At 34.1% G+C, this 15,287-nt stretch carries 18 protein-coding genes and 2 pseudogenes; 10 read left to right on the forward strand and 10 right to left on the reverse strand.

The window, feature by feature from the left end; genetic code table 11:
* Nucleotides 1-83: 83 nt before the first annotated feature.
* The 4 genes from ABWU62_RS03260 (at nucleotide 84) to ABWU62_RS03275 (ending at nucleotide 3,305) form a co-directional block, all read left to right on the forward strand.
* A protein-coding gene (locus ABWU62_RS03260; RefSeq protein ID WP_353287512.1) for an IS630 family transposase occupies nucleotides 84-1,089 on the forward strand; the annotation gives its coding sequence in 2 pieces (ribosomal slippage) (nucleotides 84-545 and nucleotides 547-1,089; 1,005 coding nt in all).
* A 374-nt stretch (nucleotides 1,090-1,463) separates the two neighbouring features.
* A complete protein-coding gene (locus ABWU62_RS03265) occupies nucleotides 1,464-1,871 on the forward strand; it encodes a reverse transcriptase N-terminal domain-containing protein (protein WP_353287292.1) in 408 nt (135 codons plus the stop codon).
* Nucleotides 1,872-1,896: 25 nt separating this feature from the next.
* On the forward strand, nucleotides 1,897-2,436 hold the full coding sequence (locus ABWU62_RS03270; protein ID WP_353288134.1) for a reverse transcriptase/maturase family protein: 540 nt from the start codon (nucleotides 1,897-1,899) through the stop codon (nucleotides 2,434-2,436).
* A gap of 32 nt (nucleotides 2,437-2,468) precedes the next feature.
* Entirely contained in the window at nucleotides 2,469-3,305 is an 837-nt protein-coding gene (locus ABWU62_RS03275) for a group II intron maturase-specific domain-containing protein (protein WP_353287293.1), read from the forward strand.
* On the opposite strand, the gene ABWU62_RS03280 is transcribed toward ABWU62_RS03275, so the two are convergent.
* Nucleotides 3,294-3,422, reverse strand: a complete 129-nt coding sequence (locus tag ABWU62_RS03280) for a hypothetical protein (RefSeq protein WP_353287513.1) — start codon at nucleotides 3,420-3,422, stop codon at nucleotides 3,294-3,296. The two genes, ABWU62_RS03275 and ABWU62_RS03280, sit on opposite strands and share 12 nt — an antisense overlap.
* Nucleotides 3,419-3,844, reverse strand: a complete 426-nt coding sequence (locus ABWU62_RS03285; RefSeq protein WP_353287514.1) for a hypothetical protein — start codon at nucleotides 3,842-3,844, stop codon at nucleotides 3,419-3,421. Before ABWU62_RS03285 ends, ABWU62_RS03280 begins: the two co-directional genes overlap by 4 nt.
* 136 nt (nucleotides 3,845-3,980) lie before the next feature.
* On the opposite strand from ABWU62_RS03285, the gene ABWU62_RS03290 reads away from it, so the two are divergent.
* Both ABWU62_RS03290 and ABWU62_RS03295 read left to right on the forward strand, forming a co-directional pair.
* The gene (locus ABWU62_RS03290) at nucleotides 3,981-4,589 is read left to right on the forward strand and encodes a superoxide dismutase (RefSeq protein WP_353287515.1); all 609 of its coding nucleotides are present in this window, start codon (nucleotides 3,981-3,983) and stop codon (nucleotides 4,587-4,589) included.
* 1 nt (nucleotide 4,590) lies between these two features.
* Complete coding sequence (locus tag ABWU62_RS03295; RefSeq protein ID WP_353287516.1) at nucleotides 4,591-5,865, forward strand: M16 family metallopeptidase; 1,275 nt, start codon at nucleotides 4,591-4,593, stop codon at nucleotides 5,863-5,865.
* On the opposite strand, the gene ABWU62_RS03300 is transcribed toward ABWU62_RS03295, so the two are convergent.
* From ABWU62_RS03300 to ABWU62_RS03315, 4 genes are all read right to left on the reverse strand, one after another.
* A complete protein-coding gene (locus ABWU62_RS03300; RefSeq protein ID WP_353287517.1) occupies nucleotides 5,862-6,179 on the reverse strand; it encodes a hypothetical protein in 318 nt (105 codons plus the stop codon). The two genes, ABWU62_RS03295 and ABWU62_RS03300, sit on opposite strands and share 4 nt — an antisense overlap.
* 179 nt (nucleotides 6,180-6,358) lie before the next feature.
* Nucleotides 6,359-7,573, reverse strand: coding sequence for a tRNA guanosine(34) transglycosylase Tgt (gene tgt, locus ABWU62_RS03305; RefSeq protein ID WP_353287518.1), 1,215 nt, complete (start codon nucleotides 7,571-7,573; stop codon nucleotides 6,359-6,361).
* The gene (nuoE, locus tag ABWU62_RS03310; protein WP_353287519.1) at nucleotides 7,574-8,074 is read right to left on the reverse strand and encodes an NADH-quinone oxidoreductase subunit NuoE; all 501 of its coding nucleotides are present in this window, start codon (nucleotides 8,072-8,074) and stop codon (nucleotides 7,574-7,576) included.
* 105 nt (nucleotides 8,075-8,179) lie between these two features.
* Complete coding sequence (locus ABWU62_RS03315; RefSeq protein ID WP_353287520.1) at nucleotides 8,180-9,766, reverse strand: ankyrin repeat domain-containing protein; 1,587 nt, start codon at nucleotides 9,764-9,766, stop codon at nucleotides 8,180-8,182.
* Nucleotides 9,767-10,029: 263 nt separating this feature from the next.
* On the opposite strand from ABWU62_RS03315, the gene ABWU62_RS03320 reads away from it, so the two are divergent.
* A protein-coding gene (locus tag ABWU62_RS03320) for an IS630 family transposase (RefSeq protein ID WP_353287151.1) occupies nucleotides 10,030-11,035 on the forward strand; the annotation gives its coding sequence in 2 pieces (ribosomal slippage) (nucleotides 10,030-10,491 and nucleotides 10,493-11,035; 1,005 coding nt in all).
* On the opposite strand, the gene ABWU62_RS03325 is transcribed toward ABWU62_RS03320, so the two are convergent.
* Nucleotides 11,032-11,436 carry a hypothetical protein gene (locus ABWU62_RS03325; RefSeq protein WP_353287521.1) on the reverse strand — a complete coding sequence of 135 codons (405 nt, stop codon included), beginning with the start codon at nucleotides 11,434-11,436 and terminating at the stop codon, nucleotides 11,032-11,034. The two genes, ABWU62_RS03320 and ABWU62_RS03325, sit on opposite strands and share 4 nt — an antisense overlap.
* A 289-nt stretch (nucleotides 11,437-11,725) precedes the next feature.
* Between ABWU62_RS03325 and ABWU62_RS03330 the strand changes: the two are divergent.
* Nucleotides 11,726-11,986: pseudogene (locus tag ABWU62_RS03330) on the forward strand (transposase); the annotation flags it as partial.
* A 10-nt stretch (nucleotides 11,987-11,996) separates the two neighbouring features.
* Here the strand turns inward: ABWU62_RS03330 and ABWU62_RS03335 are convergent.
* A protein-coding gene (locus tag ABWU62_RS03335) for an IS630 family transposase (protein WP_353287090.1) occupies nucleotides 11,997-13,002 on the reverse strand; the annotation gives its coding sequence in 2 pieces (ribosomal slippage) (nucleotides 11,997-12,539 and nucleotides 12,541-13,002; 1,005 coding nt in all).
* Here ABWU62_RS03335 and ABWU62_RS03340 point away from each other — a divergent pair.
* Both ABWU62_RS03340 and ABWU62_RS03345 read left to right on the forward strand, forming a co-directional pair.
* A complete protein-coding gene (locus ABWU62_RS03340; RefSeq protein WP_353287522.1) occupies nucleotides 12,996-13,124 on the forward strand; it encodes a hypothetical protein in 129 nt (42 codons plus the stop codon). The genes ABWU62_RS03335 and ABWU62_RS03340 overlap by 7 nt on opposite strands.
* A pseudogene (locus ABWU62_RS03345) lies at nucleotides 13,097-13,425 on the forward strand (IS4 family transposase); the annotation flags it as partial. The gene ABWU62_RS03340 and the pseudogene ABWU62_RS03345, both read left to right, overlap by 28 nt.
* Before the next feature lie 93 nt (nucleotides 13,426-13,518).
* Here the strand turns inward: ABWU62_RS03345 and ABWU62_RS03350 are convergent.
* Together ABWU62_RS03350 and frr are read right to left on the reverse strand one after the other, a co-directional pair.
* Nucleotides 13,519-14,535: a substrate-binding domain-containing protein gene (locus ABWU62_RS03350; protein ID WP_353287523.1), complete on the reverse strand. Its 1,017-nt coding sequence runs from the start codon at nucleotides 14,533-14,535 to the stop codon at nucleotides 13,519-13,521.
* 194 nt (nucleotides 14,536-14,729) lie between these two features.
* Nucleotides 14,730-15,287, reverse strand: a complete 558-nt coding sequence (frr, locus tag ABWU62_RS03355; RefSeq protein WP_353287524.1) for a ribosome recycling factor — start codon at nucleotides 15,285-15,287, stop codon at nucleotides 14,730-14,732.

Genomic DNA, 15,287 nt, shown 5'->3' on the forward strand with positions numbered 1-15,287 from the left:
ATACCAATTCCCGCTATACAAGCAACGAATAGACAATAATGGAAAAAAAGCCATACTGGAGTAAGTAAAATAGCGAGGTTTAGATGGCATTAAGATCAAAATTATTGGATGAAAAAGTGGTGGAATCAGCAAAAGAGATGCTGAAGAAAGTAAGAAATAATGCGTATGTTGCAAAAAAACTAAATGCTGTAATTGCAGCAAAAAAGTACAGTATAACAGCTGTAGCAAAAATATGTTGCATTTCGAGAAAGGCAATTACTACATGGATAAAGCACATAAAATTTGGAAGAGAAGAAAAATTATTTTCTCCACCTCAATGCCGTAGAAAAACTATATTGAACCAAAGTCAACTTGAACAAATTGAGGTGTGGATAGAGGAAAACCCCAATATTACTATTAGAGAAATGAGAATAAGAATCCAAGAAAGATTTGGTTTGAATATCAGCAAATCCACAATACATCGTAATATGCAAAGAATGAAATTCTCATATATCACACCAAGACCAGTTCATAGTGGACAGGATAAAAATAAGCAAGAGGAGTTTAAAAAAAAACCTCAATGAAACTATTGTCATGCATTCTGAAAAAGAGCTATTTTTCTTCGATGAATCACGGTTTGGTACACATTCAAAAGTTGGACATGGGTGGTTTAAAAAAGGCAGTAGGACACAGGTTAAGGTAAAATTAGGTAGGGAAAATTTTTATCTCTATAGTGCAGTTAATCCCAGAAATGGAGAGAATTTTAGCTTATTTGCACCAAACGTCAACACTGCTTGTATAAATATATTCCTTGAACAGATGTCGCAATATTTAGGAATACGAAAGGCTTTTCTCGTGATGGATTGCGCTAGTTGGCATAAGTCAAAAAGTTTAAAGATACCTAAAAATATCGAAATTATATACCTACCACCATACTCACCTGACCTCAATCCTGTTGAGAGGTTTTGGTTATATATAAAACAGAACATTTTGCGCAATAAAATCTACGATACAATTGTTCTGCTTGAGAGCGCTTTGTGTAAATTTATTACCTCTCTTTCCCCTTCCACGGTTAAACAACTCTGCAATGCTTCTTATTTGGTTCATTAATAATGAGAGTTGGTATAAGGTGCGAGCATGGGCTAAAAGGGAGTAATGTTAAACCTTATAATAAATTCTCCCAAGAAGAGTCAGGTAAGGTTACGAAAGAAACTTATGTTTGAATTGTCGTTACTGTGAATATGTGAAATAAGGTTGGTACACATAGACCAAAAGGTATGGAGAATAAGGATGATTAGAATTGGTTCGTTTAATCAAGATGTTTCCGATCTCCCGGCAAAAAATAAGAACCTAAATCTGACGCGAAACGGTTTCATGGAACGGAGTAACCACATAGAAGCTCTTATTATACTTTGTAATAAGCAAGTAGCCAACTGCAAGCTTCTATGTTGGAAGGATTGTCTAAAAAGCTAATGCCTAAAGTAATGCTTAGGATACGCAGACGTGGACACTGTAACTTGGAAGGTAAAGTTATGAATAGTAGTGAATATGTTATGAGCCAACAAAAAGTTAGGTATGAATGGAATGAAGTTCCTTGGCGCAAGCTAGAAAAGTCTTCATTTAAGCTACAAAAACGAATTTACCGAGCTTCTAAATGTAATGATATCAAAAAGATGCATGAGCTTCAGAGATTATTACAAAAATCGACAAGTGCTAGGATGATCGCTGTGAGAAAGGTAACTCAGGACAATAGAGGAAAAAGAACTGCAGGTATTGATGGAAAAGCTAACCTTAATCAAAAAGAAAGATTGCAATTGGCAAAATCCTTAGATATAAGGGAGAGAGCAAAGCCATCAAGGCGCATTTGGATTCCAAAAGCTTGGAAAAAGTGAAAAACGTCCATTAGGGATACCAACAATAACAGATCGAGCAAAACAAACACTTGTTAAGATGATGCTAGAACCAGAATGGGAAGCAAAGTTTGAGCCCAACATTTATGGTTTTAGACCTGGTAGATCATGTCATGATGCCATTGAAGCTATATTTCAAGCACTCATCAAGAAAACAGTATTTGTTTTAGATGCTGATATTTCTGGGTGTTTTGATAATATAAATCATCATATACTGTTAGAAAAACTCAATACCACACCAACTTTAAGGAGGATAGTAAAAGGATGGTTGAAAGCAGGTGTGATGGAAAATAGGATATTTCAACCATCTAGAAGCGGTACAATCCAAGGAGGGACAATTTCTCCATTACTGGCATGTATTGCTCTACATGGGTTAGAAAATTATCTGAAAGAAATAATGGCAGAGGAGCTAATTAGCTACAGGAAAACGAAACCTGGCAGAACATGTAGGGAAAATGCGAAAAGATCACTCAGCGTAATCACTTATGCAGACGATTTTGTAGTACTTCATGAAAGTGAGGAAATTGTTTTGAAAGCAAAACTCTGATTGAAGAATGGTTAAAAACTATTGGATTGGAGTTGAACCCTTCAAAAACAAGAATTTCTCATACTCAAAAATTCCTGAAAGGAATAAAACCAGGTTTCAATTTTCTTGGTTTTACAATATGGCAATATCCAACAAAACACAATAAGATGTCATACAAGTCTATCATCAAACCAAGTCGTAACTCTATAGAACAACACTCATTGGTCATTAAAAGTAAGCTAAAGAAAATGCGTGGTGAATCACAAGAAGCAGTAATAAGTCACCTTAATCCAATTATTCGAGGATGGTGTCAATACTACGCTTCGGTGGTATCATCTAAAGCCTTTGGTGCAATGGATAATACAATGTTTAGAAAACTTTGGAAATGGGCAATGTTTAAACACCAAAACAAAGGAAGATGTTGGATCAAAAGAAAATACTTCAAGAAGTATGGTAACGATAAATGGCGATATATGACAAGTAACGGAATGCGTCTTATTAAACACGGAGATCATGACATTAAACGACATGTCAAAGTGATTGGAGCCAAATCTCCATATGATGGAGACTGGACTTATTGGGGAAAGCGTATGAGTAAAATACTTGATAAATCACCACAAACAATAAAACTTCTGAAGATGCAACAAGGTAAGTGTGATTGTTGTCAACTTTGGTTTAAGAATGGTGATATCTTAGAAATACATCATAAGGACCAAAATAAGCAAAATAATACAATCACAAACTTATCTATGCTACATGGACATTGTCACGATAATTTACACAGAAGTATGCATGAAAAGCACCAAGCTAGAGAGAAGCCGTATGAAGCGAAAGTTTCACGTACGGTTTTGAAGTCGAGTGAGGAGGGGCAACCTTCTTCACTTAGATAACTCAACACCTTCAGCATTTGCATCACTAAATTTACTTGCCACTTTATCAATAGCCCAAGTAAGTGGTGTAACAACAAGCGCAGCAGCCCAGATGACAGCACTAACAGCATAATTCAAATTGTGTTAACAAAGTTAGCTACCATGTAGCTGTGACTACTTGCCTTACGCGACAACATGCATGAATAATCTATCAATGATTTTGTATTTTTTGCAAAATCATGGCTACCTACTACTTGCGCCAATCCTTTTGCCGGCCAGTATGACAAATACGCCAATGCTAGATATAAAGGTTGTAGAACTATATTAACTGGAAAAAAAGTGACAGAACGAGTCATAGAATTACAACCCATAGAACTAGAATAGTATCTTCTGGAAAGACCAAAAGCTACATTCTTCACTGGTCCAACAACACTGTTGATAAGGTGAACGGATTTATAGAAACTATTTTGTGGAACTTCGTTATCATAATATCCAACGCTTTTGGTAGGAACTGTTCCATACTTAGCATATCTACTAAAATTCTTGAATAAACTTGACATATTACCCCTCTAAAAATAAAAACATAATTATCTTACTAATATAGCTTGTTTTAGAATAAATGCAATCACTACCTAACTAAATTATCTGTTGCGCAAAAGCACATATTACCATACCATCGAAAATAAAGAGGTCAGCATGAGTTTTACTTTACCTGAGTTGCCATATGATAAAGCAGCTTTAGAGCCTTATATATCTGTAAAGACATTAGATTTTCATTATGATAAGCACCATAAGGGATATTTAAATAAACTCAACGAACTGGTTGAAAACACAGATTATCAACATATGGAAATTGAGGAATTAGTAACGAAAGTTCATGGAAATAATAATACAGTTCCTATTTTTAATAATGCAGCACAAGTTTGGAATCACACTTTTTATTGGAATTCAATGAAAAAGAATGGTGGTGGTAAGCCTCAAGATGATGGTCTTCTAGCAAAAAAAATTCAAGATGATATTGGTGGCTTTGACAAATTTTGTGAAGAATTTTCAAATTATGGAGTAAGCCAATTTGGTAGTGGATGGGTGTGGTTAGTACTTGAAAAAGGAAAGCTTAAAATTACTAAAACTCCAAATGCAGATTTACCGCTAATTTATGGCCAGGTGCCACTACTTACTATGGATGTGTGGGAACATGCGTACTATTTAGATTGTCAAAATCGCAGAATTGATTACATAAAAGTTTTTCTTGATCATTTGATCAATTGGGATTTTGTAGAAGAGAATTTAAAGAAGAATATATAAGATGAATATACCACAAGTAACAAAACTAAATAATGGTCTGCGCATAATAACTGAGCGAGTGCATGAAGTTGATTCCATAGCTTTAAATATATGGGTTGGTGTTGGCAGTAGAGCTGAAAGCGCAAGTCAAAATGGAATATCTCATTTCCTAGAGCACATGGCTTTCAAAGGAACGAAAACGAGAACTGCATTTGAAATTGCAAAAGCTTTTGATGATATAGGTGGAGCTTTCAATGCCTGCACCGGTAGGGAAAGCACCAGTTACTACGCAAAGGTTCTTAAAAAAGATATTAAAACTGGCATTGATATATTAATAGATATACTGATAAATTCTATATTTCCAGAAGATGAATTGGAACGCGAAAAGGGTGTTGTAATACAAGAGATTTTTCAAACTAATGATTCACCGAGCGATATCATTTTTGATAAGTATTTTGAAGCAGCTTATAAAGATCAACCATTTGGTAGGTCAATCTTGGGTACGCAAGATACTGTCAAATCTTTTACTCGAGCTAATCTAGATAACTACATAAATGAGCATTACTTTGGCGAGAACATTATATTTGCTGTTGCAGGAAATGTTGAACATGAGGAAGTTGTTCAATTAATCAAAGACTTTCTCTCAAAGATTCATTCAAAAGAGCTAAAAAAAAGCCAAAATGCAGATTATACTGGTGGTGAGTATCTAGAACATCGTAAATTAGATCAGGTGCACTTGTTAATTGGGCTACCTAGTGTTTCTCGTGATGATAATAGATATCACACATTTAAAGTTCTTGATTCCATACTGGGAAGCGGAATGTCATCACGCCTATTTCAGGAAGTAAGAGAAAAGCAGGGTCTTGCTTACTCTATTTACTCATTCAACTCTAGCTATGCTGATACAGGAATGCTCTCCATTTTTGCCGGTACAGATAGTAGTAATCTAGATAAACTTTTAAAATCCATAACGACAGAGCTAAAGAAATTGTCCACGGATGATCTGAAGGAAGAAGAAGTAAATAGAGTAAAAGAACGAGTAAAATCTCAAATTTTAATGTCACGTGAAAGTGTTAGCTCGCGTGCTGAAACATTAGGACACTACTACGGTAACTATAATAAATACATTAGTAAAAATGAATTAATAGAAAAAACTAGCACAGTTACCACCGCTGATATAAAAAGGGCAGCAGAAGAATTGCTATCTCAGCATGAAAAAGTTACTTTAGCTGCGATTGGGGAAATTAATTCATTGCCAAGTTACGATAAAGTGCTTTCTATGCTTAGTGTACTTTAATTATGTTGCTTATGCTCACTAAAAAGTTCAATGAATAGTTGCAAAATCCTTTCTATAAAAAGTTTGCTTTCTGGTTTATCGCATATACCATTCATCACTTTATTGAAAGTTTTTTCGCTGTTTTGTAAAAATAAATAGCTTTCTACTGATTGCACAATAGACAAGGCCATTAAGATTCCTCCTATCACTAAACAAGAAGCTATAGCAGGTACAGTACCTACTGCAACTCCAGTTGCGATTAATGGTAAACCAGCTAAAAGTGTAAAGGCTGAAACACAAAACGCTATTTGATGTTTTTCTTTATTTTTAACCATAAATGCCTCACAAAAATTACATTTCTAGTATGTCAGTATATATAATATACTGTCAAGTTAAAAAAAAATGCAACACACATGCGCAAAAGATGCTAATTATGGATTGGTCAGGAAAGAGTAGGAAGAGGAAGGCTTTTTCTGTTTTAGAGAACATAAAATAAGCGTAGAAGAAATATGAACTAGGTATATAATTCACAATGTAAAGGCACTTCACTAACCCAATTATTTTTTTCCTGATCTAACCTATCATTCAATATCGCTTGTCTTATTGATTCCATCAACTTATTCATGAAGAAAACATTGTGAATGGTAACAAGTGTATAAGCCAGCAATTCCTTTGCTTTTAGTAAATGGTGTATATAAGCTCTTGAATGTCTCCTGCAGGTAAAGCACAAACAATCACTCTCAATTGGGTTATCATCTAGTTCGAATCGTTGATTTCGCAAATTAATATGCTCTTTACACTTTGAAGAAATAGAATCTCTGTTTTTTACTTTAACAAGTGCGCCACCATGTCTTGCGAGGCGAGTTGGATGCACACAATCAAATGTGTCAACACCAAGCTCTACTGCACGAAAGATGTCCACAATTCCACCAATACCAAGCAAATGAGTAGGCCTCTCTTTTTTTAAACGTTCCATAGTAAAGGAAACTACGTCATACATCTGCTCTTTACTCTGACCAAGCGATCCACCTATTGCTTGACCCAAAAATGGCAAATTGTTGATAAAGTCACAACTTTCTCCACGTAAATCTTGATACACTCCGCCTTGGCTAATTCCATACAGCGCCTGTTTGCCATCATTATTTTTTTCAAACTCATTTAAAGAACGTTCAGCCCATCTATGGCTCATGAGCATTGATTTTCTTGTGTATTCTTTACTGACATGGAATGGAGTACATTCATCTAAAACTAGGATTAAATCTGCACCTAATTTTTGTTGAATTTGTATAGATTTTTCAGGAGTTAAGCAATAAATTTTACCATTTATGTAAGAACGAAAAATTGCCCCATCTTCATTAATTTTGATCAGAGTTTTTTGTTTCTGTCTTATTCCCTTTATTTCTTCCGAAACTGATCCGTGTCCTAAACTAAATATCTGGTATCCACCAGAATCAGTTAGCATTGGTCCATTCCATCCAATCATCTTGTGCAAGCCACCGAGTTTTGCCACAGTATCCTCTCCCGGTTGTAGCATTAGGTGATAAGTGTTGGAAAGTATTATCTGAGTACCTGCTTCTCTGATTCTCTCGATATCTGCAGCTTTAATAGCGGCTTTGGTTGCACAAAATATAAATGCTGGTGTTTCTATGTTTCCATTTGGAGTTTTAATTGTGCCAACTCTTGCAGAACCTGATTGTTTAGCTATCTGAAATGCAAATTTCTCTTTCATCTATTTGCTTGAAAGTTCTGCTATAATATTTTCTACTTTTTCAGGAGTGAGATTTTCATAAAAGTCATTATTGATCTGCACTACAGGAGCATTAACACATGCACCAAGACATTCAACTTCTTTTAAAGTAAATAGATTATCTTTAGTGGTTTCACCGATATTGATTCTTAGTTTCTTTTTAAAGGTATTTAACACTTCTTCGCTATTGCATAACCAGCAAGGAGTTGTTCTACAAATTTGTATGAGATATTTACCTACTGGTTTTAAATTATACATGGTGTAAAAATTTGCCACTTCATATACGCGAATATGTGGAATATGCAGCATATCAGCAATATAACGCATAGCAGATTCAGAAACCCATCCGCATTGCTCTTGCACGAGATATAGTAAAGGCATGACAGCGCTACCTTCTCTACCCCTAGGATACATCTCTATAGACTTTTTCGCTTTCCTCAGGTTATCTGATGTAAAACTAAACTGCTCTTCTTTTTCTTTCATCTGTAAGGTTCTTATAAATCTCAACAGATTATATCTGAAAGACTAATAATTACAATTAGACTTCTTGCATAATCTAAAACCTGCTGCGGACAAAGCTTTTATAGCTTAGAGTGATATGCATACCTCGTTATTTTTTCTACGTTGTAATTGATCTACATGAGAAATTTTTTCACCACTGTGTAATCTTTCTCCCTGAAAAATTCCTAAAGGCCTTTCAAAGTAACCACGTTCAATAGCATTGTAAACTGAGTAACCACCAAGTAAGCAATCTACTCCTATTTTCTCCCCACAATCTTTTAATTTTTTCAACCTCTCTAGATCTCTTACTTCTACCTTTATCCAGTCTTTATTCTGCTTATCAGGATACAACCTAACGTCTAATTCTCCCTTAGTGGTAGGGAAAGTCAATAATATATCACTATCGTCCGCAAGATTGGTGTAATTCCTTATACCATCCTTTGTTATAATTGCTACTTCACTTTTACCAATCTTTATTATATCTCTTTCATAATTTATGTTTCCCTGAGCTCTCCTTAGCTCACTAGCTTTTTCTGTGAGCCTTGCAACATTTATTGTGCTATCCTCAGAATATTCTGAATACAAAGTGGTGTTATCCATTTTTGCATTTCTTACCACACCATTAATAACTGCTCCTTTTATAACTTCCATAAAATCTAGAGTGCTATATATATAATCGTAATAAGCTTCTATCATATTCTCTTTGTGCTCTTTAAATTCAGATTCTAGTGTATCAATTACTTTCATATTATCCTTATTATATAACACTGCCCCTATTGATACCAACTTGCATACTATCCTGCTTGCAACTTCAGGATTCTTTCCTAACTCACCAATTCTTTCCATAATACAATCTGTAAAGTTACGCTTCTTATCTTGAGAAAATCGTCTGTTAAACCTTCCTCCTGAGAGAATAGCTTCGTTTACAACTCCTTCCAGTTCATCCATATTTTGAGCTTTAGAAACTTTATCTAAAAATTCTTTTAGCTTTATCTGTCGATTCGGCGGTAAATTACTCCATAAATCCCTAGAATAATACTCCTTCTCATCATAACTTGACCATTGTAAATTGGTTGCATCTACTTTCAAAAGCAATCTTTTTACTTCAAATTTAAGTTGGTTTTTTACTCTTTCATCAGTACTTGAATGAGCAAAAGAATCAAGATTTTTAGCATGTTGATGCACCTTCAACTCTCCTTCATTACTTCGAAGATTCAAAACCATTCTTAGATCTTGATCATTCCCAAAATCATCTAAGAATTCCTGTAGATCTTCAACAACTGAATCACCTTCTGAGTTATTTACTATATCCAACAACTTGCTTCTCAAGCCCCCCTGTCTCTTAGTTAAAACGTAACCTGAACCATCTTCGAACCAGTCTTTCGTTTCCATTATAGAGCGTAACTTATCACTCAACTTCTCTCGCTTATAAGTCACAAAGTACTTTTCAATATGTTCATGATGATTATCACGTGCAACTTGCAGAGGAGTTTTTCCTTGTTTATCACCTTGATCAGAAATAGTTCCTTTCTCTAAGAGTAAAACTACGCCTTCAGAACAACCAACACTAGCAACATGATGCAAAGGCGTTTTTTTTTCATTATCTTCTGCATTAAGGTCAGCTCCCTTTTCTAAGAGAGCAGCTATACTATAAGAACCTGCACATGATCTCAAGAAAGGAATAAACTAAGAGATAATGTATATAAGTTAGGATATATGAGGAGTGTATACCCAAGTGATATAAGTCGGGAAAGATTTGAGATTATATTACCAGATCTAGAATCCTGTAGAAAAAAAACAAAACCAAGAAAACTGGATTTATATGAGTTATTTTGCGGTGTACTTTATGTGCTAATACCAATTCCCGCTATACAAGCAACGAATAGACAATAATGGAAAAAAAGCCATACTGGAGTAAGTAAAATAGCGAGGTTTAGATGGCATTAAGATCAAAATTATTGGATGAAAAAGTGGTGGAATCAGCAAAAGAGATGCTGAAGAAAGTAAGAAATAATGCGTATGTTGCAAAAAAACTAAATGCTGTAATTGCAGCAAAAAAGCACAGTATAACAGCTGTAGCAAAAATATGTTGCATTTCGAGAAAGGCAATTACTACATGGATAAAGCACATAAAATTTGGAAGAGAAGAAAAATTATTTTCTCCACCTCAATGCCGTAGAAAAACTATATTGAACCAAAGTCAACTTGAACAAATTGAGGTGTGGATAGAGGAAAACCCCAATATTACTATTAGAGAAATGAGAATAAGAATCCAAGAAAGATTTGGTTTGAATATCAGCAAATCCACAATACATCGTAATATGCAAAGAATGAAATTCTCATATATCACACCAAGACCAGTTCATAGTGGACAGGATAAAAATAAGCAAGAGGAGTTTAAAAAAAAACCTCAATGAAACTATTGTCATGCATTCTGAAAAAGAGCTATTTTTCTTCGATGAATCACGGTTTGGTACACATTCAAAAGTTGGACATGGGTGGTTTAAAAAAGGCAGTAGGACACAGGTTAAGGTAAAATTAGGTAGGGAAAATTTTTATCTCTATAGTGCAGTTAATCCCAGAAATGGAGAGAATTTTAGCTTATTTGCACCAAACGTCAACACTGCTTGTATAAATATATTCCTTGAACAGATGTCGCAATATTTAGGAATACGAAAGGCTTTTCTCGTGATGGATTGCGCTAGTTGGCATAAGTCAAAAAGTTTAAAGATACCTAAAAATATCGAAATTATATACCTACCACCATACTCACCTGACCTCAATCCTGTTGAGAGGTTTTGGTTATATATAAAACAGAACATTTTGCGCAATAAAATCTACGATACAATTGTTCTGCTTGAGAGCGCTTTGTGTAAATTTATTACCTCTCTTTCCCCTTCCACGGTTAAACAACTCTGCAATGCTTCTTATTTGGTTCATTAATAATGAGAGTTGGTATTAGTAGCATTATCTTCTATTTTTTTTATTCCTACATTTCCATATAATGCTGAAGTTAGCGAAATTTCACCACTTTGCTTATCTTTTACTCGATATCCAAAACATGTAGCAAGACGCCTCTTTTTCGATTCACCTAAAACAACACCTTTAGTTATGTGAGAAACGGGAAATTCTCCTTTCTCATTACTAACTGAAATGTAATTTATTACTCTAGATGCAGCGTCTATTGCTAACTTCTCAACTCCCCTCTTCCAAGAAGAGGAATCAGCATCCACAACTCCAGTTAATTGCTTCTCAAATTTTTGAAAAATCTCCAAGCTAGCCTCTACTAAAATCTTTCTCATTTGATCTTCTAAAAGCACAAGTGCTGCAAAAGCTTTTTTCACTCTGTCCTTGTGTTTTTTTGCAGCAAGAAAATCTATACCTTCACTTATTTTACAAATACCTAGTTTCAATGGGCTTGGTGGAATGACATTATTCACAATAGAGTTGACATGGGTTAATATTTTGCCTGGTTTTCGTGTTTTGAACCTGGTTTTGCTTCTTTAGAACATTCAGATAATTTTTCCTCGGATTCTTTAACAAAAGTCTTAACAAAAAAAGTTGGGAACGTTCAAAAAAGTGTGTCAAACCGAAAAAAAAGTAATAAATTGATATAAAAAATGGAGGTTTGATATGAGTCAAGCAAATAGAACTACTGGTTTGGTAGATTATAAAGAATTAGAAACAAATATCCTGTCATCTATACGAGAAGGAAGACCATTGACAGGAAGAGATGGAGCATTAACACCGTTTATAAAAAGGTTGCTAGAGGCAAGTCTGGAAGGTGAAATAGAAAGCTACATGTCAGCTGAAAGTGAAGAAAATAACCGAAGAAATGGGAGAAACGCAAAAACTTTACGCACGAGTGCAGGCTCATTTGAGCTGCTAATACCAACTCTCATTATTAATGAACCAAATAAGAAGCATTGCAGAGTTGTTTAACCGTGGAAGGGGAAAGAGAGGTAATAAATTTACACAAAGCGCTCTCAAGCAGAACAATTGTATCGTAGATTTTATTGCGCAAAATGTTCTGTTTTATATATAACCAAAACCTCTCAACAGGATTGAGGTCAGGTGAGTATGGTGGTAGGTATATAATTTCGATATTTTTAGGTATCTTTAAACTTTTTGACTTATGCCAACTAGCGCAATCCATCACGAGAAAAGCCTTTCGTATTCCTAAATATTGCGACATCTGTTCAAGGAATATATTTATACAAGCAGTGTTGACGTTTGGTGCAAATAAGCTAAAATTCTCTCCATTTCTGGGATTAACTGCACTATAGAGATAAAAATTTTCCCTACCTAATTTTACCTTAACCTGTGTCCTACTGCCTTTTTTAAACCACCCATGTCCAACTTTTGAATGTGTACCAAACCGTGATTCATCGAAGAAAAATAGCTCTTTTTCAGAATGCATGACAATAGTTTCATTGAGGTTTTTTTTTAAACTCCTCTTGCTTATTTTTATCCTGTCCACTATGAACTGGTCTTGGTGTGATATATGAGAATTTCATTCTTTGCATATTACGATGTATTGTGGATTTGCTGATATTCAAACCAAATCTTTCTTGGATTCTTATTCTCATTTCTCTAATAGTAATATTGGGGTTTTCCTCTATCCACACCTCAATTTGTTCAAGTTGACTTTGGTTCAATATAGTTTTTCTACGGCGTTGAGGTGGAGAAAATAATTTTTCTTCTCTTCCAAATTTTATGTGCTTTATCCATGTAGTAATTGCCTTTCTCGAAATGCAACATATTTTTGCTACAGCTGTTATACTGTGCTTTTTTGCTGCAATTACAGCATTTAGTTTTTTTGCAACATACGCATTATTTCTTACTTTCTTCAGCATCTCTTTTGCTGATTCCACCACTTTTTCATCCAATAATTTTGATCTTAATGCCATCTAAACCTCGCTATTTTACTTACTCCAGTATGGCTTTTTTTCCATTATTGTCTATTCGTTGCTTGTATAGCGGGAATTGGTATAAGATGGCAAATTATTTAAATTATATAAGAGCCATATAGGACTTGATAAACTAAAAGGAAAGCCATATAGGGTATTATGTGAATTATATGCTAAATTGTGTGCGATTCTTATGTTTCATGGGTTGTACAGAACTAAAAAAGGGTTAGTCTAACAAAGGCATTTATTGAGCTTAAAAGGCGAGTTAGAGAGCTATTCTTAACATTAAATTGTGTAGTCAGTAAAGTACAAATTTTCCTCAAAAAACTCATCTCAACCTGGTCAAAATTCTCCTTAAAAGATAAATATAGAAAAACAAGAATATCAACTTTGAGTTCAATAAATTTGCTCATTTTTCCTTAACTTGACGCGTATGGTTTGTTTAACACTCCCGCAAAAAGAATTTAGACGTTCTACTGTCAACCTAGTATCCAGAATAAAAAAATATCAAAGCCGTCACATTATATCATGAACCTTTTCCAAGACTTTTTTCATATTTTCGCTTGAAAGTGGAATTAAGCCAAGCCTAGATAGATATCCACCTTCAGTACTAATAGAGTCTACAACTTCTCTAATGAATTCTCTTAATCCATCAATAGTGTCTAAATGCTCTTTCTTTATATAAAGATATAAAGGCCTTGCTAATATATACTTTCCCGATGATATATTTTTATAAGTTGGCTCAATTCCTGCGATTGTGCTTCCTTGAATCTCATCTTGGTTTTTCGCTAAAAAACTGAAGCTAAATATTCCTAAAGCATTTTTATTGCTCTTCAATTTTTGTATTATTATGTTTTCATTAATTCCAACTTCTATATACCTTCCATCATCTCTGATATTACTACATGCTTTCTTTCTTTTTTCTTGGTCTTGATAATTCTCTTTGAAAATCCTTGAGTTCATGCATGAATATTGATCAAGCATAATAAAATTAATCAAAGTTTCATGTGTACCTGTATTTTGATGTGGACCATAGATTTTAATTTCTGTTTTTGGTAGAGCTTGATTTACATCAGACCAAAATTTCTTGTTATTCTTTACTAATCTATCATTGTCTTCAGAATATGAAGATAAAGTTTCAAACAGGTCATTTTTTGTAAAATCAAATCTATGGCTTTGATTTGAATTTGCAATAACAATTCCATCATAGCCAATTATGATCTCTATTACTTCATTCACTTTATTTCTTTTACATAATTCTCTCTCTACTTCCTTCATAGGGCGAGATGAAGTAGTGATATCTGGTGTGCCTTCCCCTACTCCTGAACAAAACATTTTAAACCCTGATCCACTTCCTATCGATTCTACAACTGGAGTTTTAAAGGAAAATATACGGCTGAATTCTTCAGATATAAATGAGATGAACGGAAAAACAGTTGAAGATCCAACAATTCTGATATATTTTCTAGCATCAGCATTTGACAGCGGCATGAGTAATACAAATGCAAAAATAAGGAAAAAGCGTTTCAGCATCTTTTTTGCTCAAGAGTGTAAACTTAATTATCGTAATAAAAAATCAAACTGAAAAGCTTTTTTCCTAGATTTCAGCAGGTATAACAATCAAATGTGTGCGTAATCTGGTAAACTTGAACCACAGCATTTATACAGTTGCATATGTATCGAATCTTTGTATGTTTTTCAACACTGAAAAATTCTTCCATATTAACTTAATGATGCAATATATCCTTTTCTTTAATAGATAAGTCGTCATCAACTTTTTTTACATTATCATCAGTAATGTTTTGTATTTCCTTTTTGGCAACATGAAAATCATCTTCTGAGATTTCCTTATTTTTCTTCATTTCCTCTATTTCTTCCATAACATCTCTTCGTATATTTCTAATCGCAACTCGCGCATTTTCAGAAAATTGATGCAATAATTTCACTAATTTTTCACGAGTTTCTTGCGTTAAATCTGGAAGAACTATACGTATAGTATTGCCTTCAACAACGGGATTTAAATTCAGGTTAGCATTCAGTATCGCATTTTTTACTTCACCTATAACAGTAATATCCCAAACTTTAACTGATAGAGTTTTATTATCTACAGCTGAAACACCTGCAACTTGGTTCAGTTTTTGATGTCCACCATAGATACTTACAACTATACCATCAAGTAATGATGCACTAGCTCTACCAGTACGTACACCTTTCATATCATCATGAAAAGATTGAATAGTTTTTAGCATTCTTTCTTTTGTTTTAGCTTTTATTTCGTTTAACAT

This window comes from Wolbachia endosymbiont (group B) of Gerris lacustris (assembly GCF_964028355.1).
Classification (GTDB): domain Bacteria; phylum Pseudomonadota; class Alphaproteobacteria; order Rickettsiales; family Anaplasmataceae; genus Wolbachia.